Source organism: Nitrospirillum guanabarense, assembly GCF_034653355.1.
In the GTDB taxonomy this organism is placed as follows: domain Bacteria; phylum Pseudomonadota; class Alphaproteobacteria; order Azospirillales; family Azospirillaceae; genus Nitrospirillum.
Genome location: NZ_JAYEER010000004.1, coordinates 1,492,603 through 1,515,438, shown reverse-complemented (window position 1 = coordinate 1,515,438; position 22,836 = coordinate 1,492,603). Strand labels below are relative to the sequence as shown.

At 68.0% G+C, this 22,836-nt stretch carries 23 protein-coding genes; 12 read left to right on the top strand and 11 right to left on the bottom strand.

Annotation, left to right across the window (positions count from 1 at the left end):
• Positions 1-179 precede the first annotated feature (179 nt).
• Positions 180-515 carry a hypothetical protein gene (locus UAA55_RS25000; RefSeq protein WP_322956189.1) on the bottom strand — a complete coding sequence of 112 codons (336 nt, stop codon included), beginning with the start codon at positions 513-515 and terminating at the stop codon, positions 180-182.
• A 390-nt stretch (positions 516-905) separates the two neighbouring features.
• Here UAA55_RS25000 and UAA55_RS24995 point away from each other — a divergent pair, with 390 nt between their 5' ends.
• On the top strand, positions 906-1,709 hold the full coding sequence (locus UAA55_RS24995) for a BglII/BstYI family type II restriction endonuclease (protein WP_322956188.1): 804 nt from the start codon (positions 906-908) through the stop codon (positions 1,707-1,709).
• A 43-nt stretch (positions 1,710-1,752) separates the two neighbouring features.
• On the opposite strand, the gene UAA55_RS24990 is transcribed toward UAA55_RS24995, so the two are convergent.
• Both UAA55_RS24990 and UAA55_RS24985 read right to left on the bottom strand, forming a co-directional pair.
• Positions 1,753-3,024: an NAD(P)/FAD-dependent oxidoreductase gene (locus UAA55_RS24990; protein WP_322956186.1), complete on the bottom strand. Its 1,272-nt coding sequence runs from the start codon at positions 3,022-3,024 to the stop codon at positions 1,753-1,755.
• Between the two features lies 1 nt (position 3,025).
• On the bottom strand, positions 3,026-3,739 hold the full coding sequence (locus UAA55_RS24985; protein WP_322956184.1) for a phosphatase PAP2 family protein: 714 nt from the start codon (positions 3,737-3,739) through the stop codon (positions 3,026-3,028).
• Between the two features lie 257 nt (positions 3,740-3,996).
• Between UAA55_RS24985 and UAA55_RS24980 the strand changes: the two genes are divergently transcribed.
• Positions 3,997-5,337, top strand: coding sequence for a glutamine synthetase family protein (locus tag UAA55_RS24980; protein ID WP_322957762.1), 1,341 nt, complete (start codon positions 3,997-3,999; stop codon positions 5,335-5,337).
• Between the two features lie 131 nt (positions 5,338-5,468).
• Here the strand turns inward: UAA55_RS24980 and UAA55_RS24975 are convergent, their stop codons facing one another.
• Positions 5,469-7,154: a methyl-accepting chemotaxis protein gene (locus UAA55_RS24975; RefSeq protein ID WP_322956181.1), complete on the bottom strand. Its 1,686-nt coding sequence runs from the start codon at positions 7,152-7,154 to the stop codon at positions 5,469-5,471.
• Between the two features lie 127 nt (positions 7,155-7,281).
• Positions 7,282-7,767 (bottom strand): GNAT family N-acetyltransferase, encoded by a 486-nt coding sequence (locus UAA55_RS24970; protein ID WP_322956179.1) that lies wholly within the window; start codon positions 7,765-7,767, stop codon positions 7,282-7,284.
• A gap of 273 nt (positions 7,768-8,040) precedes the next feature.
• On the opposite strand from UAA55_RS24970, the gene UAA55_RS24965 reads away from it, so the two are divergent.
• The 8 genes from UAA55_RS24965 to UAA55_RS24930 all read left to right on the top strand — a co-directional run bounded on the left by UAA55_RS24965 (position 8,041) and on the right by UAA55_RS24930 (position 17,193).
• Positions 8,041-8,310, top strand: a complete 270-nt coding sequence (locus UAA55_RS24965; RefSeq protein WP_322956177.1) for a hypothetical protein — start codon at positions 8,041-8,043, stop codon at positions 8,308-8,310.
• A gap of 13 nt (positions 8,311-8,323) precedes the next feature.
• Positions 8,324-9,496, top strand: coding sequence for a glutathionylspermidine synthase family protein (locus UAA55_RS24960; protein WP_322956176.1), 1,173 nt, complete (start codon positions 8,324-8,326; stop codon positions 9,494-9,496).
• A gap of 144 nt (positions 9,497-9,640) precedes the next feature.
• Complete coding sequence (locus UAA55_RS24955) at positions 9,641-11,464, top strand: monovalent cation:proton antiporter-2 (CPA2) family protein (RefSeq protein WP_322956174.1); 1,824 nt, start codon at positions 9,641-9,643, stop codon at positions 11,462-11,464.
• 206 nt (positions 11,465-11,670) lie between these two features.
• The gene (locus tag UAA55_RS24950; RefSeq protein ID WP_322956173.1) at positions 11,671-12,753 is read left to right on the top strand and encodes a polyamine ABC transporter substrate-binding protein; all 1,083 of its coding nucleotides are present in this window, start codon (positions 11,671-11,673) and stop codon (positions 12,751-12,753) included.
• A gap of 285 nt (positions 12,754-13,038) precedes the next feature.
• Entirely contained in the window at positions 13,039-14,232 is a 1,194-nt protein-coding gene (locus UAA55_RS24945) for an ABC transporter ATP-binding protein (RefSeq protein WP_322956172.1), read from the top strand.
• Between the two features lie 97 nt (positions 14,233-14,329).
• A complete protein-coding gene (locus UAA55_RS24940) occupies positions 14,330-15,241 on the top strand; it encodes an ABC transporter permease subunit (protein WP_322957760.1) in 912 nt (303 codons plus the stop codon).
• Positions 15,238-16,068 (top strand): ABC transporter permease subunit, encoded by an 831-nt coding sequence (locus UAA55_RS24935; RefSeq protein ID WP_322956170.1) that lies wholly within the window; start codon positions 15,238-15,240, stop codon positions 16,066-16,068. The genes UAA55_RS24940 and UAA55_RS24935 overlap by 4 nt, the downstream gene beginning before the upstream one ends.
• Positions 16,069-16,164: 96 nt before the next feature.
• A complete protein-coding gene (locus UAA55_RS24930; protein ID WP_322956168.1) occupies positions 16,165-17,193 on the top strand; it encodes an agmatine deiminase family protein in 1,029 nt (342 codons plus the stop codon).
• Between the two features lie 33 nt (positions 17,194-17,226).
• Here the strand turns inward: UAA55_RS24930 and UAA55_RS24925 are convergent, their stop codons facing one another.
• On the bottom strand, positions 17,227-17,556 hold the full coding sequence (locus UAA55_RS24925) for a hypothetical protein (RefSeq protein ID WP_322956167.1): 330 nt from the start codon (positions 17,554-17,556) through the stop codon (positions 17,227-17,229).
• A gap of 333 nt (positions 17,557-17,889) precedes the next feature.
• On the opposite strand from UAA55_RS24925, the gene UAA55_RS24920 reads away from it, so the two are divergent.
• Complete coding sequence (locus tag UAA55_RS24920; protein WP_322956165.1) at positions 17,890-18,810, top strand: bestrophin family protein; 921 nt, start codon at positions 17,890-17,892, stop codon at positions 18,808-18,810.
• Between the two features lie 49 nt (positions 18,811-18,859).
• Here the strand turns inward: UAA55_RS24920 and UAA55_RS24915 are convergent, their stop codons facing one another.
• From UAA55_RS24915 to UAA55_RS24905, 3 genes are all read right to left on the bottom strand, one after another.
• Complete coding sequence (locus UAA55_RS24915) at positions 18,860-19,228, bottom strand: hypothetical protein (RefSeq protein ID WP_322956163.1); 369 nt, start codon at positions 19,226-19,228, stop codon at positions 18,860-18,862.
• 80 nt (positions 19,229-19,308) lie between these two features.
• Entirely contained in the window at positions 19,309-19,653 is a 345-nt protein-coding gene (locus tag UAA55_RS24910; RefSeq protein ID WP_322956162.1) for a hypothetical protein, read from the bottom strand.
• 197 nt (positions 19,654-19,850) lie between these two features.
• Positions 19,851-21,014: a mandelate racemase/muconate lactonizing enzyme family protein gene (locus UAA55_RS24905; RefSeq protein ID WP_322956161.1), complete on the bottom strand. Its 1,164-nt coding sequence runs from the start codon at positions 21,012-21,014 to the stop codon at positions 19,851-19,853.
• A gap of 125 nt (positions 21,015-21,139) precedes the next feature.
• Here UAA55_RS24905 and UAA55_RS24900 point away from each other — a divergent pair, with 125 nt between their 5' ends.
• Positions 21,140-22,015, top strand: a complete 876-nt coding sequence (locus tag UAA55_RS24900) for a LysR substrate-binding domain-containing protein (protein ID WP_322956160.1) — start codon at positions 21,140-21,142, stop codon at positions 22,013-22,015.
• Position 22,016: 1 nt separating this feature from the next.
• Here the strand turns inward: UAA55_RS24900 and UAA55_RS24895 are convergent, their stop codons facing one another.
• Positions 22,017-22,346, bottom strand: a complete 330-nt coding sequence (locus tag UAA55_RS24895) for an ArsR/SmtB family transcription factor (RefSeq protein ID WP_322956159.1) — start codon at positions 22,344-22,346, stop codon at positions 22,017-22,019.
• Positions 22,339-22,812: an SRPBCC family protein gene (locus tag UAA55_RS24890; protein ID WP_322956157.1), complete on the bottom strand. Its 474-nt coding sequence runs from the start codon at positions 22,810-22,812 to the stop codon at positions 22,339-22,341. Before UAA55_RS24890 ends, UAA55_RS24895 begins: the two co-directional genes overlap by 8 nt.
• Positions 22,813-22,836: the final 24 nt, after the last annotated feature.

Below are 22,836 nucleotides of genomic sequence, written 5' to 3'. Positions count from 1 at the left end.
CCATCGGCCGACAAGTGGATGGCCAGTCATCAACGTCCCTTAGCGCTACTCCCGAAGGGGTCGGGAGGGAAGTGATCAGAAGCATGAATCCCTTGGGAATTTAGAGACCCGCAGCGCTGGGAAAATAGGTCTTTCCGATTAGAAAGGAAGCGATAATCGGATGGGTCAGGGGTGCGTGGTCACGAACGCAGCCACGCGAAAAGCCCTTTGTTCTTGGGCTTTGCCACCGCGGCGGTTTTCCCGGCGGGGCGCTTGGCGCCGGCCGACGCGCCCGGCGTCTTAATACCAGCATAGTCGCGCTTGAACCGGTCCAGATCCTCCCGCAGGCCGAAACGGAAGGAAACATGCAAGACTTGGGAGCGGCGGTTCAGGCCCGGATCCAGTTTCTCTTCCATGCCGAGGAATTCAACCGCCCAGCGACCTCGAATATTGGCCCGGATCCAGTCTTCGGCCTTGTCCATGTCACCGGCGGAGTTCAATTGCAGAGTTGTTGTGAAATCTTGCTGCGCGCTCACAATCGCCTCTCAGGTCATTTCCTGGTTGAACGGATCAGGCATGATCATCCTGGCGTCACCTTCACCTCAGCGACCAGGGAAGGGGCCTCGCGCTCGGCGGGTCGTGTTCCCGAGTTGCCCGCACGGCCCTGTTCGCGCGGCAGACCTTAGACGACGCCCACCGCGCGGCACTACGCATCTCCTGGACAGTCCGGGGCCGGAAGCGGTATGGCCAATGGAGATAGATGCCTACCGACGTATCCACGGCGCCGATTGCCGCCGGGATTGCGGGCCGGCATTGTGGGAGGGCGCTTGGACACGGGAAAGGGACGTGTTCGATCCGGTATCGACAGCGCCCCTGGATCGGGTAGGGTCCCGGCCTCGGTTTTCGCCAGCGGACGTTCCTGCCAGATGTTTCCAACCCTGCTTCAGCGCGGCTTCCAGGTTGAGTTCCATTCCCACGCCCGGGCCATCCTGGGCGTGGACTTCCCCGACGCCATGGCCGAGCTGGACGCCGTCATTGGCGCCCTCTCCATCCCCGTCACCGAAATCGTCGGTTCCGGCGGCGGGGAGGCCAAGATCACCCAGCGCCTGCGCCGCTCCCTGGCCGAGCATGGCTGGGAGAAGGCGCACTTCACCATCGAGAAGCGAGTGAACGGCAAGCGCCGCGAGTCCATCAGCCACGAGGTCGACCATGTCCGCGACGTGCCCGGGGTGGGCGTCGTCGCGCTGGAGATCGAATGGAACAACAAGGATCCGTTCTTCGACCGGGACCTGGAGAACTTCAAGCGCCTGCATGCGGAGGGTGTCATCTCGGTGGGCGTCATCGTGACCCGCGGCCGCAGCCTGCAGGATGAGATGGTGCCCGTGGTGCGCCGCTTCGCCCAAAGCCGCAGCCTGACCTGCGACGCCGACGTGCTGGCCCTGGGACTGCGCCCAACCACCCGCCAGCAGGAGGACGTGGCCCGTCGCATGTCCGGCGGCGCCCCGTCCTTCGCCGAGGCCTGGGCGGCTTCCTTCTGCCAGGACAAGTATGGGGCGGCCACCACCCATTGGCGTAAGCTGGAGGACCGGGTGCACCGGGGCGTGGGCAACCCATGCCCGCTGCTGCTGATCGGCATCCCGGCCGACGTCGTCACCTTCGACATCCCCTTGTCGGAAATGCCCAAGGCACCGCTGCAGGAGCCCGAGGAGGCCGAGCTGCCGTTTTTCTGATGTCTCAAACGCCGGCAGGTCTGGCCACCCTGTTCCCTGAACGTCAGAGCAAGTCCCGCAGTCGGTACCAGAGGCCGGCCAGCCTCAGCAGCGGGACGCGCCAGGGCGGGCCCACGAAGGTTTGCTGGGGCAGGCGGGCGAACACGTCGTAGCGTTCGGCCTGGCCCATGATGGCCTCCGCCAGCAAGTGGCCGCAGATGCCGGTCAGGGCGACGCCGTGGCCGCTGTAGCCATGGGCGTAATACGTGGTGGGCGACAGGCGGCCCAGCTGGGGCAGGCGGCTGACGGTCATGCCCACGCTCCCGTGCCAGAAGTGGTCGATGTCCACGCCCGCCAACTGCGGAAAGCAGTGATGCAGGCGGCGCGTCAGCTTGGCCTTTGCGTCCGGCGCCGCCCGGTTGGCGAAGTTGACCCCGCCGCCGAACAGCAGGCGGTGATCGGCGCTGCGGCGGAAATAGTGCAGGCCGACGTTGGTGTCCGATACCGCGTGATCGCCCGGCAGCAGGGCCGCCGCCCGCTCCGCGCCGAGGGGGGCCGTCGCCAGCATGTAGGTGAGGATGGGCACCAGGGTGCGCGTCAGCGTCGGCGCCAGGTCGCCCAGGTAGGCGTTGCCGGCCAGCACCAGGAAGCGGGACCGCACGCGGCCATGCGGCGTCGTCACCACCGCGGGGGCGCCGGTGGTGATGGCCAGCGCAGGCGTGTTTTCGTAGAGGCGCGCCCCGGCCTCCCGCGCGGCGCGGGCCAGGCCCTGGGCGTAGGCCAGCGGATGCAGGTGGCCGCTGCCCGCATCCTCCAGCCCCGCCCCGTAGCACGGGCTGGCCAGCAGGGCGCGCAACGCCGCGCCCTCCACCAGGCGCAGGCGGTCGTATCCCACGGCTTCGGCGTCGCGCAGCTGGGTCAGCAAATCAGCGCGGTGGTGGGGCTTGGCGGCGGCGTTGATGTAGCCCCAGCGCAGGGCGCAGTCGATGCCATGCCGTTCCACCCGGCGGACCAGCAGGGCCTTGGCCTCCTCCGCCAGGTCCCACAGGCGCCGGGCGTCAGCGGTGCCGCTCAGCCGCGCGATGCCGCTGACGGGCTTGTTGTAGCCGCTGATCAACTGGCCGCCGTTGCGGCCGGAGGCGCCCCAGCCCGCCCGTTCCGCCTCCACCACCACCACGTCGTAGCCGCGCTCCGCCAGGGTCAGCGCGGCGGACAGGCCGGTATAGCCGGCGCCGACGACGCAGGCGTCGCAATCCGTGTCGCCGGCCAGGGCCGGGGCCGCCGGGCCGGGCGGGGCGGAATGGACGTACCAGCTTTCGGGCCATGAGGTGCTCATCTCAGCCGGGCAGCCAGCGGCACCACAGCGCCAGCGTGGCCTTGCGGCCGTTGACGGCGGCATACAGCAGGGCGCTGGTCAAGACGGTCAGCAGGCCGGCATACATCACGTCGCTGAAGAAGTGGCCGCCCATGCCGATGCGCAGCAGGCCGGCGCCGGCCCCGACGCCCAGCCCGCCATAGAGCCACAGGCGCTGCCGCCGCCGCGCGGTATAGGCGAAGCTGTGCAGGAAGAAGGCCAGCACGGCGTCCCCTGACACGAAGGAGCAATTACGGCCGCAATTGGCTTTGGGCGCCGGCAGCACGGGCGGGGTGAAGGGGGCGGTCCCGCCAAACTCCACCACCTGGACGGGGCGGGCGCGGTGCCAATGGTCCTTCAGCACGGCATTGCCGAGGAGGCCGGGCCCGATGGCCAGCGACAGCAGCAGGAAGCCCCAGGCGCGCGCATCCGCCCCCAGCAGCGGCCGGCGGCGCCAGGCGGTCCAGGCCGTTCCCAGCACCAGCGCGCCGGCCATCACCCGGGCGCCCACCTGCACCGCCTCGTGCAGCACATTGGCCACCGGGTCCGTCCGCCAGACGAAGCCGCCCTGCGCCGACCAGAACCAGCCGGCGATGGTCAGGTCCAGGGTGGGGTCGAGCACCAGATGGACCAGCAGGGCCGCAAGGCCGGCCAGTGTCAGGAAGGTCAACGCCCGTGGAGTGGTAGGAAGGGTCATCGCGGCAGGCGGTCCGTGGGGAAGGGGTCTTGTCCGCACATACCACCGGGCGGGGGCGGTGTCACCCCGCCGGCACGCCGGCCCTGTCCTTCCGGGGCACCCGGCCTAGGCCGCAAGCGCTAGGGTCCCCGCCAGCTTTGGCCGCTGCCATGCCGCATTCCCGCCCCGATATGATGGGACGGTCCCTGTCGATTTTGTCCGGTTCGGATCGCCCCGAGAGCGGCGTTCCCATCCCCGATATCGAGGTGTACGACCCCATGGCCGTCCTGGAAGAATTCATCCGCAGCAACCGCATCACCGAGGTGGAGTGCCTGGTGCCCGACCTGTCGGGCATCGCCCGGGGCAAGATCGTCCCGGCGGAAAAGTTCCTGCGCATCCTGCGGGATCGCGGCTTGCGCCTGCCCGAAAGCGTGTTCATCCAGACCGTGACGGGCGACACGCCGCCCAACAGCGTCACCAACCCGGAGAACTCCGACGTCTACATGCTGCCCGACCCCGGCAGCGTGCGCTTCGTTCCCTGGTATGAGGCGCCCACCGCCGCCGTCATCTGCGATTGCGTCTATGCCGACGGCGCCAGCGTGGACATCAGCCCGCGCTGGGTGCTGAAGCGCGTGCTGGAGCTATATGCGGAACGCGGCTGGAAGCCGCTGGTGGCGCCGGAGCTGGAATTCTTCCTGGTGGCGGTGAACAAGGACCCGGACTATCCCCTGATCCCGCCCGTCGGCCGCTCCGGCCGGCAGGAGAGCGGGCGCCAGGCCTTCGGCATCGACGCGGTCAACGAGTTCGATCCGATTTTCGAGGCGGTCTACGATTACTGCGAGCAGCAGGACATCGACGTCGACACCATGAGCCATGAGGCCGGCGCCGCCCAGATCGAGATCAACTTCAACCACGGCGACGCGCTGAGTCTGGCCGACCAGGTTTTCCTGTTCAAACGCACGGTGCGCGAGGCGGCCATCCGCCACGGCATCTACGCCACCTTCATGGCCAAGCCCATGCAGAACGAGCCGGGCAGCGCCATGCACATCCATCAGTCGCTGGTGGACGCGGAAACGGGCCGCAACCTGTTCGGCCATCCGGACGGCGGCGACACGCCCCTGTTCATGAGCCACATCGCCGGCCTGCAGAAATACCTGCCCAGCGCCATGCCCCTGCTGGCGCCCAACGTGAACAGCTATCGCCGGCTGGTGCAGGGGTCGGACGCGCCCATCAACGTCCATTGGGGGCGGGACAACCGCACCACCGGTTTCCGCGTGCCCTTGAGCCAGCCGGAGGCCCGCCGGGTGGAAAACCGCGTGGCCGGCGCCGACGCCAACCCCTACCTCGCCATCGCCGCCAGTCTGGCCTGCGGCTATCTGGGTATGGTGCAGGAACTGGAACCCACGGAGCCGGTGAAGGGCACCGCCCATCGCCTGGCCTTCACCTTGCCCCGCCACCAGGGCGACGCCCTGGCCAAGCTGAACGCCAGCCGTCCCTTGCGGGAGATTTTCGGCGAGCGCTTCGTCGCCTGCGTCACGGCGGTGAAACAAGCCGAGGACGCCGCCTACCAGCAGGTGATCTCCAGCTGGGAGCGGGAGAATTTATTGCTCAATGTTTGATGCCCTGCGGGCGCCGGCATCCGCCGGCTTGCCATCCTCGACTTCCGGTCCGCTGACGCTCCCCGGAAATCTCCGGCGCCCGCAGTCGCGGGCCACCAGGGGCAGGTGCCCCTGGATTTGTCCCGGGTGACTTAGCGGATATTGGCCAGGAATCCGTGCACTTGGCCGCGCAGGCGCTCGGCTTCCACCGACAGTTCGCCGGCGGCGGTGCGCACGGTGTGGGCGACTTGGCCGGTTTCGGTCACCGCCTGGCGGGCGGCGGTCACGTTGCCGGAGACCTGCTGTGTGCCGGTGGCAGCCTGCTGGACGTTGCCGGCGATCTCCGCCGTGGCGGCACCCTGTTCCTCCACGGCCGCAGCCACGGCGGCGGTGATCTCGTTCATGCGGTTCACGGTCTGGCCGATGCCGGCGATGGCGTCCACGGCGGCGTCCGTCATGCCCTGGATTTCCGCCACCTTGGCCTGGATTTCCTCCGTCGCCTTGGCGGTCTGGGTCGCGAGGTTCTTCACCTCCGACGCCACCACGGCGAAGCCCTTGCCAGCCTCACCCGCCCGCGCCGCCTCGATGGTGGCGTTCAGCGCCAGCAGGTTGGTCTGCCCGGCGATGCCGGTGATCAGCGCCACGATATCGCCCACCCGCGCGGCCGAGGCCGCCAGGTCGCCCATGGCGGTGCTGGTGCGGCCGACTTCGGCCACGGCGCCGGCCGCGATCTCCGACGACTGGGTGATCTGGCGGGCGATCTCATGGATGGAGGCACTCAACTCATCCGTCGCGGCGGCCACGGTGGCGACATTGGCGCTGGTCTGCTCCGCGGCGGCGGCGGCCGAGGTGGTCTGGTCTTCCGCTCGGGCGGCGGCCGTTGTGGCCGCGTCTGCGCTGGCCGCCATCTCGGTCGTGGCGGCGGCGATGCCGTCCACCACCGTCTTCACGCTGCCCTCGAACTCGTCGGCCAGGCGGGCCAGGGCGGCCTTGCGCTCCCGCTCCGCCTCTTCCTTCATTCCTTCCTGGCGCTCGCGCAGGTGCACGGCCTCGGCCGAACGGTCGCGCAGCACGTTGACCGCTTGGGCAAGGGTGCCGATCTCATCCGTGCGGCTGGTGCCCGGCACGGTGACGCTGAGATCGCCGTCGGCAAGGCGGTTGGTGGTGTTGGTCAGGCGCAGCAGGGGGCCGGTGATGCCCCGGCTGAGCCACAGGGCCAGGCCGAAGGTCGCCAGCGCCAGCAGCCCCACCGTGCCGGCGGTGCGATAACCACTGGCCCGGGCGGCCGCGTCCACGTCGTCGATGTAGATGCCGGAGGATACGACCCAGCCCCAGCCGCTGGTCAGCTTGTTGTAGGTGGCCTTGGGCGCCGGCGGCGCGCCCGTCTTGGGCGGCCAGACGTAATAGCTGAACCCGCCGCCCTCCTTGGCGCGCTGCAGCTGGTCCTGGGCGTAGTGGACCCCGTTGGCGTCGACGCTGTCCATGTTGCGCTTGCCTTCCAGCGCGCGGCTTTGCCCGCTGGCCAGCGTCAGGCCCGTGTCATCGTGGATGATCAGGTAGTGGTCGCCGTCGTAGCGGAACGCGCGGGCCAGGTCCAAGGCCAGTTCCTTGGCCTTGTCCTCAGGCAATTCCCCGCCCTTGGCCTTGGCTTCCAAGGTCTGGATTTGCGATATCGCGGCCTCCACCGCCACGCGGGCGCGGGCCTGCCGCTCCTCCATCAGGGTCCGGCTGGAGGTGACGACAGTGACGGCACCCAGCGCCGCCAGCGCGATGACGGCCAGCAGGGGGATGAGCAGGATGCGGCCGCTGATGCCGCGCAGCGATTTCAGGAATGACATCGGTTACCACCAACCAGGAAAGGGGTGCGGCTTAATGCCGCCGCTCTAACAGCTGGCTATACCCGGACCTTAGGCAAGGCACCGTTGCTATATTGACATCGTTGCCATCGCGCAGTGGGCGAATTATTTAAAGAAACCGTCGCATATAAGTGGCGTCCTGCCCGTAAGATGACACGTCAACTAGTTCATCGTGCACGCGACCAAACCCACGCCGCGACCAGAAGGTCCCCGAATTATTGACGGACAGCAGCCGCATTTCGCGGAAGCCGGCAGCGCGTGCACGCGCCGCCAGCAGTTCCACCACCGCCTCGGCATGACGCTGGCCGCGGGCGGCGGTGTCGATGGCGATGTCGTGGATGTAATAGATGTCAGCGTCCGCCGGCAGGCCGCCCAGTGGATGGTTCAGCGTGGGCACCCGCCCCCGCGCATAAGGGTGGCTGACCGCATAGCCGGAGATGTCCCCATTGGCCGTTTCCAGCGTCAGGCAGCCGGCGGGATAGGCCGCCAGCTTGTCGGCCATGACCTCCAGCGCTTCGAAGAAGTCGACATGGATGGCGCAGGCCAGGGTAAAGACGGGGGGCAGGTCGGCCACCGTCATGGGACGCCAGGGCATGGGATGGGCACCGGGTGGGACAGGAATGGGAATGCCATGTGCGTCATGGGCGCCGCAGCGTCAAGGGGCGGTGCGCGCGCCACCCGGCACGCGCGTCCAAACCGCTGTCTCGCACAATTATGCATGGCCTGACATGTTGCGGCGCCATTGGTGCCGGGACCGGCGCCGGCGCACCCTTCGCTGCGCGGGGATGCCCCCGTGGAGTAGGGGCTTTCAGAGTGGAGCCGACTGATCGGGTGCACCCCCGGTGCCAACCCTTTGGGAACCAAATCCATGAAACGCAGTCACCACATCACGTTGGCGGCCCTGGCCGCCGCGACGACGCTGTCGTTGAGCGGGTGTGATTCAAAGCACGATCAGGATTGCCAGGCGAACCAGCAGGCGGACTGCCGCTCCGGTGGCGGCGGTGGCCATGGTGGGGGCGCGAGCTATGTCGCCGGTTCCAAGTCCGGCGGCGTTGAAACCGGCGGCTTCGGCGAAAGCGCCGCCGCCCATGGCGGTGGCGGTGAGGGCGGCGGTCACGGCGGCGGGGGTGGCGAATAAGGGGGTCATAGCCGTGGAACGCGTCCGCTTCACCCCCCGGCCCGACTGGATCGCCCGCATCGAATCCCAGGGCCTGACCTATCATTCATTGGGCCTGCTACCTGGCAGCGAGGCTGACGGCCTGTGGTGGGACGAGTCCGCCGCCTACGCCTTCACCGTAGGGGAAATTGATAGGCTGGAGGCTGCGACCAACACGCTGCACCAGCTGTGCCTGCGGGCGGTGGCGGCGGTGGTGGCGACCCCGCGCCTGATGGACCGCTTCGGCCTCAGCTCGGCCTACCGCGCCTATGTCATCGACAGTTGGCGGCGGGGCGATCCTGCCCTCTATGGCCGCTTCGACCTGGCTTTCAACCCGGACCGGGAAGAACTGGCTGAGCCCAAGATGCTGGAATACAACGCCGACACACCCACCACCCTGATCGAATCCGCGGTGGTGCAATGGTTCTGGCTGCGCGACGTCCTGCCTGACGCCGACCAGTTCAATTCCATCCATGAACGACTGATCGCGCGCTGGCGGGACATCGGTGGGCGTCTGCCGCCGGGCGCGTCCGTCCACCTGTCGTCCTACGCCGACTATGAGGAGGAATTGCGGACGGTGGAGTATCTGGTGGACACGGCGCGCCAGGCGGGTCTGGACTCCGCCCACCTGCCCATCACCCAGATGGGCTGGGACCGGGACACGGCGCGCTTCGTCGACGAGGCGCGCCGACCGCTGGCGCTGTGGTTCAAGCTCTACCCCTGGGAATGGCTGGCGGCGGAACGCTTCGGCGCCCACCTCCCGACCGCCAACCTGATGGTGGTGGAGCCGCCGTGGAAGATGCTGCTGTCGCACAAGGCCATCCTGACCGTGCTGTGGGATCTGTTCCCTGGCCACCCCAATCTGCTGCCGGCCGGTTTTTCCGCCGAGGCCGTGGGGCCCGATTGGATCGCCAAGCCCATGCAGGCGCGAGAGGGCGCCAACATCCGCCTGGTGCGCGACGGACGGGTGGTGGTGCGCACCGCCGGCGCCTACGGCCAGGGGCCAGTGGTGTACCAGCGCGCGGTGGATCTCGCCCGCGACGGCGGGCGGCATGTCGTGCTGGGCGCCTGGATGGTAGGGGACGAGGCCGCCGGCCTGTGCGTCCGCGAGGGTGCGGGCCCCATCATCACCGGCGCCTCACGCTTCCTGCCGCATTACTTCCGCTAGGAAGGGGCGGGCGGGGTGGTGGCCCCGCCCATCCCTGCTGCCCCTTTCCTTGCTGGGTGCGTCGCATCCTTGTTAGGGTCCAGCCATCGGGCCCCGAACCATTCGGGCGGGGACCTTTTTGGGGCAAGCTTGGGGGTATCCCGCGTGACCGACACGTCGTCCGGCGTCGACCTGATGCAGATCGTGGCCGTGCTGGGCGCCGGCGTGGTGGCCGCGCCGTTGTTCAAGCGGCTGGGCTTCGGCTCCATCCTGGGGTATCTGGCCGCCGGCCTGGCCATCGGCCCCTTCGGCTTCCGCATCCTGGCCGATCCGGCGGCGGTGCTGCACTTCGCCGAGCTGGGCGTCGTCATGTTCCTGTTCCTCATCGGGCTGGAGATGCGGCCGGCCAAGCTGTGGACCCTGCGGCGCCAGATCTTCGGCCTGGGCGTGGCGCAGGCGGCCGTCTGCGGCGCGCTCATGACCATCGCCGGCGTGCTGGCCGGCTTTCCGCCCGCGGTGGCCTTCGTCGCCGCCATGGGCTTCGCCCAATCCTCCACCGCCGCCATCATCCAGACGCTGGAGGAGAAGGGGGAGATGTCGACCCCCTTCGGCCAGCGCGCCATGTCCATCCTGCTGCTGGAGGATTTGTCGGTGGTGCCGCTGCTGGCCGTCGTGGCGCTCCTGGCGCCGGAGGCCAGCCACGATCTGCGCGGCAGCTGGGTGGGCGTGGCGGTGGCCGCCGCCGCCGTGGCCGTGGTCATCGTCGCCGGGCGCTGGGTGCTGAACCCGCTGTTCGGCCTGCTGGCCGGGTCCCGGGTGCGTGAGGCGATGACGGCGGCGGCGCTGGCCGTGGTGCTGGGGGCGGCCCTGCTGATGGAAAGCAGCGGCCTGTCCATGGCCATGGGCGCCTTCCTGGCCGGGGTGCTGCTGTCCGGCTCCGGCTTCCGCCATCAGCTGGAGGCGGATATCGAGCCCTTCCGCGGCCTGCTGCTGGGCCTGTTCTTCATGGCGGTGGGCATGTCGCTGGATCTCTCCGTGGTGGCGGCGGAGTGGCGCATGGTGCTGCTGGTGCTGGCGGGCTGCGTCGTCACCAAGGCGGCCGGCATCTATGCCGTGGCCCGCATCTCCGGCGCCGATGGCCGGGAGTCCATCCAGCGCACCACCCTGTTCGCGCAAGGGGGTGAGTTCGCCTTCGTGCTCTACGGCGCTGGCATGGGCGTCGGCGTGCTGGACGGGCAGGTCAATGCCGTCATGACCGCCACGGTCATCCTGTCCATGGTGCTGACGCCCATGACCGTGCGCCTGGTGTGGAGCCTGCTGCCCGAACCGGCGCCGGACACCGCCGGCCTGGCGCGGCCGGATGGCCTCGACGGCGCGGTGCTGATCATCGGCTTCGGCCGTTTCGGCCAGGTGGTCAGCCAGACGCTGCTGGCGCGCGGACTGGATGTCACCATCATCGACACGGATGTGGAGATGATCCAGGCGGCCGCCAGCTTCGGCTTCCAGATCTATTACGGCGACGGCACCAACCTGGACGTGCTGCACGCGTCCGGCGCCGGGCGGGCCCGGGCGGTGGCGGTGTGCGTGGACGGCAAGGACACCGCCAACAAGATCGTGGACCTGGTGAAGTCGAGCTTCCCCCACGCCGGCCTGCTGGTGCGCGCCTACGACCGCCGCCACACCCTGCACCTGATCGCGGCAGGCGTGGACCTGCAGGTGCGCGAAACCCTGGAATTGGCGCTAGCCTTCGGCCAGGGCGCGCTGGAGTTCCTGGGGTTGTCCGAGGAAGAAGCGCGCGAGACGGCGGATGAGGTGCGGCGGCGTGATCAGGAGCGTGTGGCCTTGGAACAGGCCAGCGGCAAACTGACCGGCTTCAACCAGTTCCGGCCCAAGGAGCCCAAGCCCATGCCCCTGTTCCAGGCCGGCAAGGAGGCGCGGCCGCTCACGCCTGAAACGCGGGAGATCGCGGCGCGGGGCACGCCGACCTGATCGCCGCCGAGATCCCCAAAGGGGCCAGTATTTTCCGCAGCTTGTCCCATGGGGCACTAGCCTGCTCACAGGGTGTAGTACAAATAGGCGACAGGCCGTCCCCGCTGCTTGACAGGGCCTGTCGCATGGGGTGCAAATGCCGCCGACCAGGGCCTGCAACGGGATGTCCGATGGGGCCCGGCCGATTTCCAAGAACGGGGACGTGGATGAAAAAGAAGCTGGTGCCGCTGCTGGCGGGATTGGTGGTGGCGGTGACCGGTGCCGCCTGGGCACAGAGCAAGACGGTCCACGTCTATAACTGGACCGACTATATCGGCGAAACCACGCTGGCCGATTTCACCAAGGCCACCGGCATCCAGACCAAGTACGACGTCTACACCGACCTGGAGACGCTGGAAGCCAAGCTGCTGACGGGCAATTCCGGCTACGACGTCATTGTCCCCACGGCCCAGCCCACCCTGCGCAAGTTCATCCAGGCGCAGGCGGTGCAGAAGCTGGACAAGTCCAAGATCCCCAACCTGAAGAACCTGGACCCCGTCCTGATGGCCCGCCTGGCGGAGGTGGACCCGGGCAACGAGTACGCCGCCATCTACCAGTGGGGGACCGTCGGCATCGGCTACAACCCGGACAAGGTGAAGGCCGCCTTGGGCACCGCCACCATCGACAGTTGGAAGCAGGTGTTCGATCCGGAAAGCGCCAAGAAGCTGGCCAGCTGCGGCATCGTCGTGCTGGACAGCCCGGCCGACATCCTGCCCTCCGTCCTGAACTATCTCGGCCTGCCGCCCAGCAGCGAGAAGTCGGACGACGTGAAGAAGGCGGGCGAGCTGATGTCCAGCATCCGCCCGTACATCAAGACCTTCGTCCCCTCCGTCATCGACCCGCTGGCCAGCGGCGACGCCTGTGTCGCCATCGGCTATTCCGGCGACGTGCTGCAGGCCCAGGCCCGCTCCGGCGGCAAGGTCAGGATCGACTACGCCATCCCCAAGGAAGGCGCCCAGCTGTGGTTCGACACCCTGGCCATTCCGGCCGGGGCGCCGAACGTCGCCGAGGCCTACGCCTACATCAACTACATGCTGGACCCCAAGGTGATGGCGGGCATCAGCAACGCCGTCTCCTACGCCAACGCCGTGCCGGCCTCGCTGCCCCTGCTGAAGCCGGAGATCAAGGACAACCCCCGCATCTACCCGCCCAAGGACGTGATGGACAAGCTGTTCACCATCAAGCAGTTGGCCCAGCGGGCGGAGCAGGAGCGCAACCGCACCTGGACCCGCGTCAAGACCGGCCGCTGAGCCGGTTTCCGGGGGCCAAGGGAACAGGGGCGCCGCCCGTCGGGGCGCCCCTTTCTCTTGAGCCTTCGGCGCTCTCGCATCCTTGGCATTTTTGCGCGAAATCGCACCTGCGAAAAAACGCGCGGCCCAGGGCCGCGGACCCCATAGTTCCTATGGACAGCGGGGGCGCGCCCTGGCATTCAGCAGGTTCGGAACGCTATTCCGGGCAGGCGGTTCCCTCATTCAGGAAGCGCCTATCGGACGTCCGCCATCGGGCCCACTTCCAGCATCGTGATCCGCCGCCTCATGTCCGACGCCCCCGACCCTCGCCCCCGGCCGGCCGCCGCCGGCCCCGCCGGCAAAAGCCCGGCCCTCAAGTTCGAGCCCTGGCATGATCCGGCCGCCAAGCCGTACATCCGGATCGAGAAGGTGACGAAGCGCTTCGGCGACTTCACGGCCGTGGACAATGTCAGCCTGTCGATCTACCGGGGGGAGTTCTTCTCGCTGCTGGGTGGGTCGGGGTCGGGCAAGACGACGCTGCTGCGCATGCTGGCGGGGTTCGAGCAGCCGACCGAGGGCCGCATCTTCATCGACGGCGTCGACATGGCGGGCATCCCGCCCTACGACCGACCGGTCAACATGATGTTCCAGTCCTACGCCCTGTTCCCCCACATGACGGTGGAGAACAACGTGGCCTTCGGCCTGCGCCAGGACGGTGTGCCCAAGGATGAAATCCGCACCCGCGTGGCGGAGATGCTGGAACTGGTGAAGCTCACCCCCTTCGCCAAGCGCAAGCCGCACCAACTGTCCGGCGGCCAGCGGCAGCGCGTGGCGCTGGCCCGCTCCCTGGTCAAGAAGCCCAAGCTGCTGCTGCTGGATGAGCCGTTGGGCGCCCTGGACAAACGCCTGCGCGAGCAGACCCAGTTCGAGCTGGTGAACATCCAGGAAAAGCTGGGCGTCACCTTCGTGGTTGTGACCCACGACCAGGAGGAGGCCATGACCATGTCCACCCGCATCGCGGTCATGGACCATGGCGCCATCGCCCAGGTGGGCACGCCCACCGAGATCTACGAATACCCCAACAGCCGCTTCACGGCGGAGTTCATCGGGTCGGTGAACATGTTCGAGGGCAACATCGTGGAGTCGGAGCCTGACCACTCCCTCATCCGCTCGGCGGAGGCTGGCTGCGACCTCTATGTCACCCACACCGCCCATCTGGCCGCGGGCAGCCACTGCTGGGTCGCCATCCGGCCGGAGAAGGTCAGCATCACCAAGGAAAAGCCGGCGGAGGCCGACGGCGGCCGCAACGTCACGCGCGGCGTGGTGCGCGAGATCGCCTATCTGGGCGACATCTCCATCTACCAGATCGACTTGGCCTCCGGTAAGCGCGTGCGGGCGACGGCGCCCAACGTGACCCGCCGCACCGAGCTGCCCATCACCTGGGACGATGAGGTCTGGCTGAGCTGGCGCCCGTTCGCCGGCGTCGTCTTGACGGACTGAGGGGAGGGGACCCGCCTTGGCCGTACCTCCGCCTTCCGCCGCACCGCAGCCGTCCGCCGTCCCGCCGTCCGTGGCGCCGCGCACCCTTAAGGACCGCGTGCTGCGCGCCACCCGACGCCTGGGCCTCACCGGCCGGGGTGGCGTGATCCTGGGCCCCTACGCCTGGCTGGTCCTGTTCTTCTTCATCCCCTTCCTGATCGTGCTCAAGATCAGCGTGGCGGAACCGGCGGTGGGCATTCCGCCCTTCACCAAGCTGATCGAGTGGGTGGACGGCGGGCTGGACGTGCACATCCGCTTCAGCGGCTTCCAGGCGCTGTTCGACGACGACCTGTACGTGCTGGCCTATCTGAACTCGCTGAAGATCGCCTTCGTCTCGACGCTGTGCTGCCTCTTCATCGGCTACCCCATGGCCTACGCCATCGCCACGGCGCCCGAGAAGCGGCGCGGGCCGCTGCTGATGCTGATCATCCTGCCGTTCTGGACCAGCTTCCTCATCCGCGTCTACGCGTGGATGAGCATCTTGAAGGATGAGGGGCTGCTGAACAACCTGCTGCTCAGCCTTGGCATCATCCATGAACCTCTGAAGATCCTGTACACGGACCTCGCGGTCTATATCGGCATCACCTATTCCTACCTGCCGTTCATGATCCTGCCGCTGTACGCGACGCTGGAGAAGATGGACCACACGCTGCTGGAGGCGGCGGCCGACCTGGGTGCCAAGCCCTGGAAGGCGTTCCTGACCATCACCCTGCCGCTGTCGCTGCCGGGCATCGTGGCGGGCTCGCTGCTGGTGTTCATCCCGGCGGTGGGTGAGTTCGTCATCCCCTCGCTGCTGGGCGGGTCCGATACGCTCATGATCGGGCGTGAGCTGTGGAACCTGTTCTTCAACAGCCGTGACTGGCCCTCGGCCTCGGCGGTCGCCATCGCCCTGCTGGCCTTCCTGGTGGGCCCCATCATGATCTTCCAGCACTTCCAGGGCCGCGAGCAGGACAAGGGAGCCGCCCGATGAAAAAGTCCCGCCTGCCGATGGTGCTGCTGGGCGTGGGCCTGGCCTTCCTGTACCTGCCCATCGTCCTTCTCGTGGTCTATTCCTTCAACGACAACCGCTCGTTGACGGTGTGGACCGGTGCCTCTCTGCGCTGGTACCACGAGCTTATCCAGGACGGGCAGATGCTGGAGGCGGCGTGGCTGTCCTTGCGCATCGCCTTCGCCACCGCCTGCGGCGCCGTGGTGCTGGGCACGCTGGCGGGGCTGATGCTGGCCCGCTTCGGCGCCTTCCGCGGCCGTGCCCTGTTCGCCGGCATGATCTCCGCCCCCCTGGTCATGCCCGAGGTCATCATGGGCCTGGCGCTGCTGCTGCTGTTCGTCAGCGCGGAGCAGCTGATCGGCTGGCCGGCGGGACGCGGCGTGCTGACCATCATCCTGGCGCACATCACCTTCACCATGTCCTTCGTGGCCGTGGTCATCCAGTCGCGCCTGGTCAGCATGGACGCCTCGCTGGAAGAGGCGGCGATGGATCTGGGCGCGCGGCCGGCCAAGGTGTTCTTCGTCATCACCCTGCCCATCATCGCGCCCGCCATCGTCTCGGGCTGGCTGCTGGCCTTCACCCTGTCGCTGGACGATCTGGTCATCACCAGCTTCGTCTCCGGCCCGGGTTCCACCACCCTGCCGATGATCGTCTTCTCCTCCATCCGTCTGGGCCTGAAGCCGGAGATCAACGCGCTGGCCACCATCGTGGTGGCGGTGGTCGCCACCGGCATCGGCCTGGCGGGTTTCCTTGAGGCCCGCCGCGCCCGCATCCGCGAGCGTGAGGAAAGCCAGGCGGGACGGGTCTAACCCTCTCATCCAAAGCGCTGATTGCCAGCCTGTAGCCCAGGCGGAATACTATTCTTTGCAACCGCCCCGATCCGGGGCGGTGGAGGATCGGACGCCATGACCTACACCCCCGGTTCCCCCGCTGCGGCGGGCTTCGTCATGCCCGGTGAGTGGCATCCGCACGACCGCTGCTGGATGGCCTGGCCCAACCGGGCGGAGACCTTCCCCAACGGGCTGGACGCCGCCCGCCGGGCCTATGCCGCCGTGGCCAAGGCCATCGCGCAGTTCGAACCGGTGACCATCGTGGCCCCGCCGGGGGAGGTGGCCGACGCCTCCATCCTGTGCTCGGGCGCGCCGGTCAGCGTCATCCCGGTGCCGCTGTCCGACAGCTGGATCCGCGACAACGGCCCCAGTTTCGTCATCGACGGCAAGGACAGCATCGGCGGGGTGGACTGGGATTTCAACGCCTGGGGCCGCAACTACGATGATTTCGAGGCCGATACCCAGGTGGCGGCGGAAATCCTGAAGGGCTTGGGACTTCCCCGCTTCAAGGCGCCGCTGATCATGGAGGGCGGTTCCTTCCATGTGGATGGCGAGGGCACGCTGCTCACCACCGAGGAATGCCTGCTGAACCCCAACCGCAACCCCGGCCTGACGCGGGGGGAGATCGAGGGGCACTTGCGCGACTTTTTGGGGATTCGCCAGGTCATCTGGCTGGGCCGGGGGTATGAGCAGGACGAGACCGACGGCCACATCGACGAGATCGCCTGCTTCATCCGTCCGGGCCTGGTGCTGGCCATGACCACGGACGATCCCGACGATCCCAACTTCGACACCTTCCAGGACAATATCGAGCGGCTGTCCATGGCGACCGACGCCCAGGGACGGGAGTTGGACATCGTCACCCTGCGCACGCCGGCGCGCCAGGAACAGGCGGGCGTGCGCCTGACCCTATCCTACACCAACTTCTACCTGGCCAACGGCGGCGTGGTCCTGCCCGCCTTCGAAGACCCCATGGATGCGGAGGCCGCCAAGCTGTTCAGCCGCCTCTATCCCGATCGCCAGATCGTGCAGGTCCCGGCGCTGGACATCGTGCGCGGCGGCGGCGGCATCCATTGCATCACCCAGCAGCAGCCGCGCCCCTGAGGGTGGCGGCTGCGGCGTGGGTGCGGTCGCTCATCAATTGACGGTCGTCTGGGCCTGCTGCAGCGCCCCACTCAGGTTGGTGACGCAACGGTCGTAGGCTTCCGTGCCGGCGGTCAGGCCGGCTTCCCCGCAGGCGGTCTGGCTGCGCTGCTCATGCATCTTCTTGGTCATCGACAGGGTCTGCGTCAGGCTGGCGACGCAGGCGGCGTACTGGGTGTCGGCGGGGCTGACGTGCAGGGCGTCCTGGCAGGCGCGGTCTATGGACGGATGCACGGTGACGGTCGGCATGGCGTCGGCGGCCAGGACCGGCTGGGCGGCCAAGGCGAATAGGGCGGCCACGATGGCGACGGAAGACTTCAACATAGCATGATCTCCTTCAAGGCTGGGGACGTGAGTGTTTGACGCACCAACGGCGTGTGTATCTTTTGTAGGGGTATGGGGCTTTTCTGGATTGAATAAATCAGTTGTTTATAGAACAATCGACGATGTTATTTTTGTGAATACTTGTAGAATTCGGCCGTATTTTTACTTTTGCGCCACAACGGCGCCGGACGTGAAGGCCGAGGTCTTCAAGCGGATGGCAGCCGCCTGATTTTGCGTTTGGATTTGGGGCGGCGGCGGGCGCATCGTCCGGAACGCCGCCGGTCTCCTTAACCTCACGAGGCCGGCGGTCTTTGTCAGACGGAAGCTTTCATCATGATCGTCCGGGACCGGCCCGGCCTGCTGCGGCTGTTCTTCATCCTGCGTGGCTCCATCGTCCTGCGCATCCTGCCGCAGGTGTTGGTCATCTTCGTGCTGTCGGTGGGCGTGGTGTGGGCGCGCATCGCCCATCCTGGCTGGGCGCCCGCGTTCAACGGTGCGCCCTTCGCCCTGCTGGGCATCGCCCTGTCGGTGTTTCTGGGCTTCCGCAACAACGCCTGCTACGACCGCTGGTGGGAAGCGCGCAAGGATTGGGGGCAGCTGCTTTATGCCGTGCGCGACCTGGGCCGGCAGACGCTGATGCTGGATCGGGGCGGCGAGCCGGGGGCCGCGCGGCGCCAGCTGCTGCGCCTGGCCATGGCCTTCGGCCACGCCCTCGTCTGCCATCTGCGGCCGGGCGGCGACGCGACCAAGCCCCGCCGCTTCCTGTCGGCCGGACAGTTGGCGGGCTTCGAGGCCAGCCGCAACCGGCCTGATTTCCTGCTGCGCCAGATGGGGCAGGCGCTGGCGGAGCTGCTGGCCGGCGGCCATGTCACCGACATCCAGTACACGGTACTGGAAGGGACGCTGGGCCGCCTGTCGGCGGTGTTGGCGGCGTGTGAGCGCATCCGCAACACGCCGGTGCCCTTTGGCTATACCCTGCTGCTGCATCGCACGGCCTATCTGTTCTGCTTCCTGCTGCCTTTCGGTTTCGCCGACGTGCTGCATTGGGGCACGCCCTTCATCACCGGGCTGGTCGCCTACACCTTCTTCGGCCTGGACGCCCTGGGGGATGAGCTGGAGGAACCGTTCGGAGCCCGGCCCAACGCCCTGCCCATCGAGGCGCTGGCCGACACCATGGAGATCAACCTGCGGGAAGCGCTGGGCGAGACGGATCTGCCGCCCCTGCCGCGGCCCAAGGGCCACGTGCTGATGTGAGGGCCGGCGGCCCGCGCCCCTGCGATGGGCGCCGGGCCGAAGGAGGCGGTCAGTTCGGGGCCAGCAGGACCTGGTTCAGGACGCCGTCCAGGTTGGCGACACAACGCTCGAAGTCGTTGGTGCCGGGCGCGAGGCCCACTTCGGCGCAGGCGCTGCCGGTGGGCGAGGGGTGCTGGGCCTGGGGCAGGGTGGCGGCCACGGCTTGGGTCAGCGTGGCGACGCAGGCGGTGTAATCGGTGTTGTTGACGGTCAAGCCCAGGGTCGTCTGACAGGCGTGCTGGACGGTGGCGGCGTTGACGGCCGTGACGGTGACCGTCAGCGGGGCAGCGGCGAAGGCCGGGGCGGTGACGGCGACCGCACCCATCAGGGCGGCGACAACGCCGGTTTTAATAAACATCGGCAAAGTCCAGGTGTTCATGGCCTTTACTCCATGTTGAAAGGGTCGGGTTTCAAGGGCGGATTTTTAAAAGGTCGCCGGCCTCAGGCGCCGGCGGAAGCTCAGTTGGCGGACAGCTGGGCTTGGGTCAGGGCACCATCCAGGTTGGCGACGCAACGGCCGTAGTCGGCGCCGCCCGGGGCCAGGCCCACGTCGGCGCAGGCGATGTTGGCGGGGGTCTGGGGCTGGGTGCTGGCGGCGCTCGCCTGGGTCAAGGCGGCGACGCAGGCGGCGTAGCCGCTGTCGTTGACGGTCAGGCCTAGGGTCTGTTCGCAGGTGTGCTGGATGGTGGCGGCTTGCGGGGCGGCCGCCGGCGTGGCGAAGGCGGGGGCGGCGCAGGCGGCGGCGCCCATCAGGGCGGCGGCGACGGTGGTCTTGATCGACGCAGACAGAGTCCGGGTGTTCATGGCCTAAGCTCCTTTAATTTGGCATCGCGTTGAGGGAGTTTGGTCTTTCCCGCGCTGGGGATGCCAATAAGACGCCGGCCGACGGGCTTTATTCCCGGCCCCCCAACATTTTTTGAACTTTTTTTGAGGGCGCCCGAAAAAGGGGGGCCGGCCAGGGCTTTCGCCGCCCTGGCCGGCCTTCCTCCGGGATGCTGGGGTCAGGCCGCCAGCCCGCGCATCACCGTGATCAGGTCGGACTTGCCCTCGAAGCCGATGCCCGGGAGTTCAGGCAGCACCACATGCCCATCCTCCACCCGCACGCCATCGGGGAAGCCGCCATAGGGCTGGAACAGGTCGGGGTAGCTTTCATTGCCGCCCAGGCCCAGGCCGGCCGCGATCATCAGCGACATTTGGTGCCCGCCGTGGGGGATGCAGCGCGACGGCGACCAGCCGAACTGCGCCAGAACGTCCAGCGTGCGCAGGTATTCCACCAAGCCGTAGGATAGGGCGCAGTCGAACTGCAACCAGTCGCGATCAGGCCGCATGCCGCCGTGGCGCAGCAGGTTGCGCGCATCCTGGTGGGAGAACAGGTTCTCCCCCGTCGCCATGGCGCCGGGGTAGAACTCCGACAATGCTGCTTGCAGGCTGTAGTCCAGCGGGTCGCCCGCCTCTTCGTACCAGAACAGCGGATAGTCCCGCAGCATCTTGGCGTAGGCGATGGCGGTCTCCAGGTCGAAGCGGCCGTTGGCGTCCACGGCCAACTGGGCCTGCGACCCGATCTCCGCCAGCACCGCCTCGATGCGCGCGCGGTCCTCCGCGATGGAGGCGCCGCCGATCTTCATCTTCACGACGGTGTAGCCACGGTCGACATAGCCGCGCATCTCGGCGCGCAGCGCGGTGGTGTCCTTGCCGGGATAATAATAACCGCCGGCGGCGTAGACGAAGACGCGGGGGGCGGCCACGCGCCCGTGCCGCTCGGCCAGCAGCCGGAACAGGGGCTTGCCCTCGATCTTGGCCACGGCGTCCCACACCGCCATGTCCACCGTGCCCACGGCGACGGAGCGCTCGCCGTGCCCGCCCGGCTTTTCATTGGTCATCATCGCGGCCCAGACCTTGGCCGGGTCGATGTTGTCGCGGGTGTCATCCCGCAGGCTGGCGGGGTCGGCCTGCAGGATGCGGTCGCGGAACCGCTCCCGGATCAGGCCGCCCTGGCCGTAGCGGCCATTGGAGTTGAAGCCATAGCCGATCACTGGCCGGCCGTCGCGCACCACGTCGGTGACCACCGCCACCAGGCTGGTCGTCATCTTGCTGAAGTCGATGTAGGCGTTGCGGATGGGCGACGCGATCGGCTGGGTGATCTCACGAACGTCAACGATGCGCATTCAGCATCACTCCCCTGATCCTGACGGTGCTCGATTTTGCTGAAATCCTTCGATGAGATAAGCTCTGATGGAGTCGCTTGGCCAATGCCAAGAGTGGTTCTCCCCATGCAGGATCGGCATCATCCATGGAACTCACCTGGCTGGAGGATTTGCTGGCCCTGGCGGAGCGGCGCAATTTCTCCCGCGCGGCGATGGCCCGCAACGTCACCCAGCCGGCCTTCAGCCGCCGCATCCAGGCGCTGGAGCAGTGGGTGGGCGTCCCCCTGGTGGTGCGCGCACCCCAGGGCCTGTCCCTGACCGCGGCGGGGGAGGTGGTGCACGCCCAGGCGGCCGGCCTGACGCGCGACCTGCACCAGATGCGGCGCGACGCCCTGAAGGCCGCGGGGCGGGAGGGGACGGCCCTGGCCATCGCCGCCACCCATGCCCTGTCCTTCACCTTTTTCCCCGGCTGGATCCGGTCGATGGCGGACCTGGGAAGCCTGGGCACCTTGAGTTTGATGTCTGACACCATGGCGGCCTGCGAGCGCATCCTGCTGGCGGGTGACGCCGATTTCCTGCTGTGCCACACCCGGCCGGGCGTTCCCACAGGCCTGACGCCCGGCGCCTTCGACAGCCGGGTGGTGGGGACCGACCGGCTGGTGCCCGTCTGCGCGCCCGACGCCACGGGCACGCCCCGCTGGACGTTGCCGGGTGAAGCGGCGGTGCCTTTGCTGGCCTACAGCGAGGCCTCTGGCCTAGCCCGCATCTTGACGGCGACGCATGGAGATCTGTTGGCGCTGGCGCCGGTGTTCGCGGCGCCCTTGGCGGCCACCTTGCAGACCATGGCGCGGCAAGGCCAGGGCTTGGCCTGGCTGCCGGCTTCCCTGGTGGTGGACGACCTGGCGGCGGGCCGCCTGGTGGACGCCGGTGCCGACGCGTTCGCCATCGAGGTGGAGATCCGCCTGTTCCGCCCCACACGCCACCGCTCCGCTACCGCCGAGGCCTTCTGGGCGGCGCTGTAGGTCAGCCTTCCACGAAGGCGCGCAGGCGGGACAGGGCGTCGTCCCATTGCGCCGACACGGTGTCGAGATAACCGCGCGCCGCCGCCACCGGTTCCGGACGGAAGGCGAAGCGGCTTTCCCGGCCCACCCGCACGCTGGCCACCAGGCCGGCATCCTGCAGCACATGCAGATGCTTGGTCACCGCCTGGCGGGTCAGGGTGGTATCGGCCGACAGGGCGGCGATGGACCGCGCGTGCCCATCGCTGAGCCGGGACAGCAGGGACAGGCGGGTGGGATCGCCCAAGGCGGCGAAGACGGCGGCGGGATTGGCCGCCGCGACGGCCTCAGTCATTCAGCGGCCCCTCGATGTGGGCGCGGATGTTGTGGGCCTGGGCCGTCCAGCCGCCCTCGTTCATGCGCAGCGCCTCCACCCGGCGGTTGTCGGGCAGGGTGTCGAAGCCGCTTTCGGTGATGGTCAGCAAGGTGCCGTCCGTCCCGTCGTCCCCAAGGCGTTCCTCCAGCTTGAATTCCACCAGGGTCGGTGTTTCGCCCGAGTAGTCCTTCTCCGGATCCACGGCATAGGGATGCCAAGTGTAGGAGAACAGGTGCGGTTTCTCCATCCGCACCACGGTGGCCCGCCACTTCACATGCTCATAGCCGGGGTGGGTGATCAGGCCCGTCGCCTCCCGCCCCGGGACGAAGGGCCCGTCCAGCTTCACCCGGAACCAGGTGCCGAACTCCTCATGATCCGTCAGGGCCCGCCACACCCGTTCGATGGGGGCCTTCAGCTCGATATGCTTGCGAATATGATCGGACATTTGCGCAACCTCCTGGTTGCTGTT

Excerpts from the sequence above, each read along its gene's own strand:
- UAA55_RS24995 (WP_322956188.1), top strand. The coding sequence starts at position 906 with ATGTTTCCAACCCTGCTTCAGCGCGGCTTCCAGGTTGAGTTCCATTCC.
- UAA55_RS24990 (WP_322956186.1), bottom strand. The coding sequence starts at position 3,024 with ATGAGCACCTCATGGCCCGAAAGCTGGTACGTCCATTCCGCCCCGCCC.
- UAA55_RS24985 (WP_322956184.1), bottom strand. The coding sequence starts at position 3,739 with ATGACCCTTCCTACCACTCCACGGGCGTTGACCTTCCTGACACTGGCC.
- UAA55_RS24980 (WP_322957762.1), top strand. The coding sequence starts at position 3,997 with ATGGCCGTCCTGGAAGAATTCATCCGCAGCAACCGCATCACCGAGGTG.
- UAA55_RS24975 (WP_322956181.1), bottom strand. The coding sequence starts at position 7,154 with ATGTCATTCCTGAAATCGCTGCGCGGCATCAGCGGCCGCATCCTGCTC.
- UAA55_RS24970 (WP_322956179.1), bottom strand. The coding sequence starts at position 7,767 with ATGCCCTGGCGTCCCATGACGGTGGCCGACCTGCCCCCCGTCTTTACC.
- UAA55_RS24965 (WP_322956177.1), top strand. The coding sequence starts at position 8,041 with ATGAAACGCAGTCACCACATCACGTTGGCGGCCCTGGCCGCCGCGACG.
- UAA55_RS24950 (WP_322956173.1), top strand. The coding sequence starts at position 11,671 with ATGAAAAAGAAGCTGGTGCCGCTGCTGGCGGGATTGGTGGTGGCGGTG.
- UAA55_RS24945 (WP_322956172.1), top strand. The coding sequence starts at position 13,039 with ATGTCCGACGCCCCCGACCCTCGCCCCCGGCCGGCCGCCGCCGGCCCC.
- UAA55_RS24935 (WP_322956170.1), top strand. The coding sequence starts at position 15,238 with ATGAAAAAGTCCCGCCTGCCGATGGTGCTGCTGGGCGTGGGCCTGGCC.
- UAA55_RS24930 (WP_322956168.1), top strand. The coding sequence starts at position 16,165 with ATGACCTACACCCCCGGTTCCCCCGCTGCGGCGGGCTTCGTCATGCCC.
- UAA55_RS24925 (WP_322956167.1), bottom strand. The coding sequence starts at position 17,556 with ATGTTGAAGTCTTCCGTCGCCATCGTGGCCGCCCTATTCGCCTTGGCC.
- UAA55_RS24920 (WP_322956165.1), top strand. The coding sequence starts at position 17,890 with ATGATCGTCCGGGACCGGCCCGGCCTGCTGCGGCTGTTCTTCATCCTG.
- UAA55_RS24915 (WP_322956163.1), bottom strand. The coding sequence starts at position 19,228 with ATGAACACCTGGACTTTGCCGATGTTTATTAAAACCGGCGTTGTCGCC.
- UAA55_RS24910 (WP_322956162.1), bottom strand. The coding sequence starts at position 19,653 with ATGAACACCCGGACTCTGTCTGCGTCGATCAAGACCACCGTCGCCGCC.
- UAA55_RS24905 (WP_322956161.1), bottom strand. The coding sequence starts at position 21,014 with ATGCGCATCGTTGACGTTCGTGAGATCACCCAGCCGATCGCGTCGCCC.
- UAA55_RS24900 (WP_322956160.1), top strand. The coding sequence starts at position 21,140 with ATGGAACTCACCTGGCTGGAGGATTTGCTGGCCCTGGCGGAGCGGCGC.
- UAA55_RS24895 (WP_322956159.1), bottom strand. The coding sequence starts at position 22,346 with ATGACTGAGGCCGTCGCGGCGGCCAATCCCGCCGCCGTCTTCGCCGCC.
- UAA55_RS24890 (WP_322956157.1), bottom strand. The coding sequence starts at position 22,812 with ATGTCCGATCATATTCGCAAGCATATCGAGCTGAAGGCCCCCATCGAA.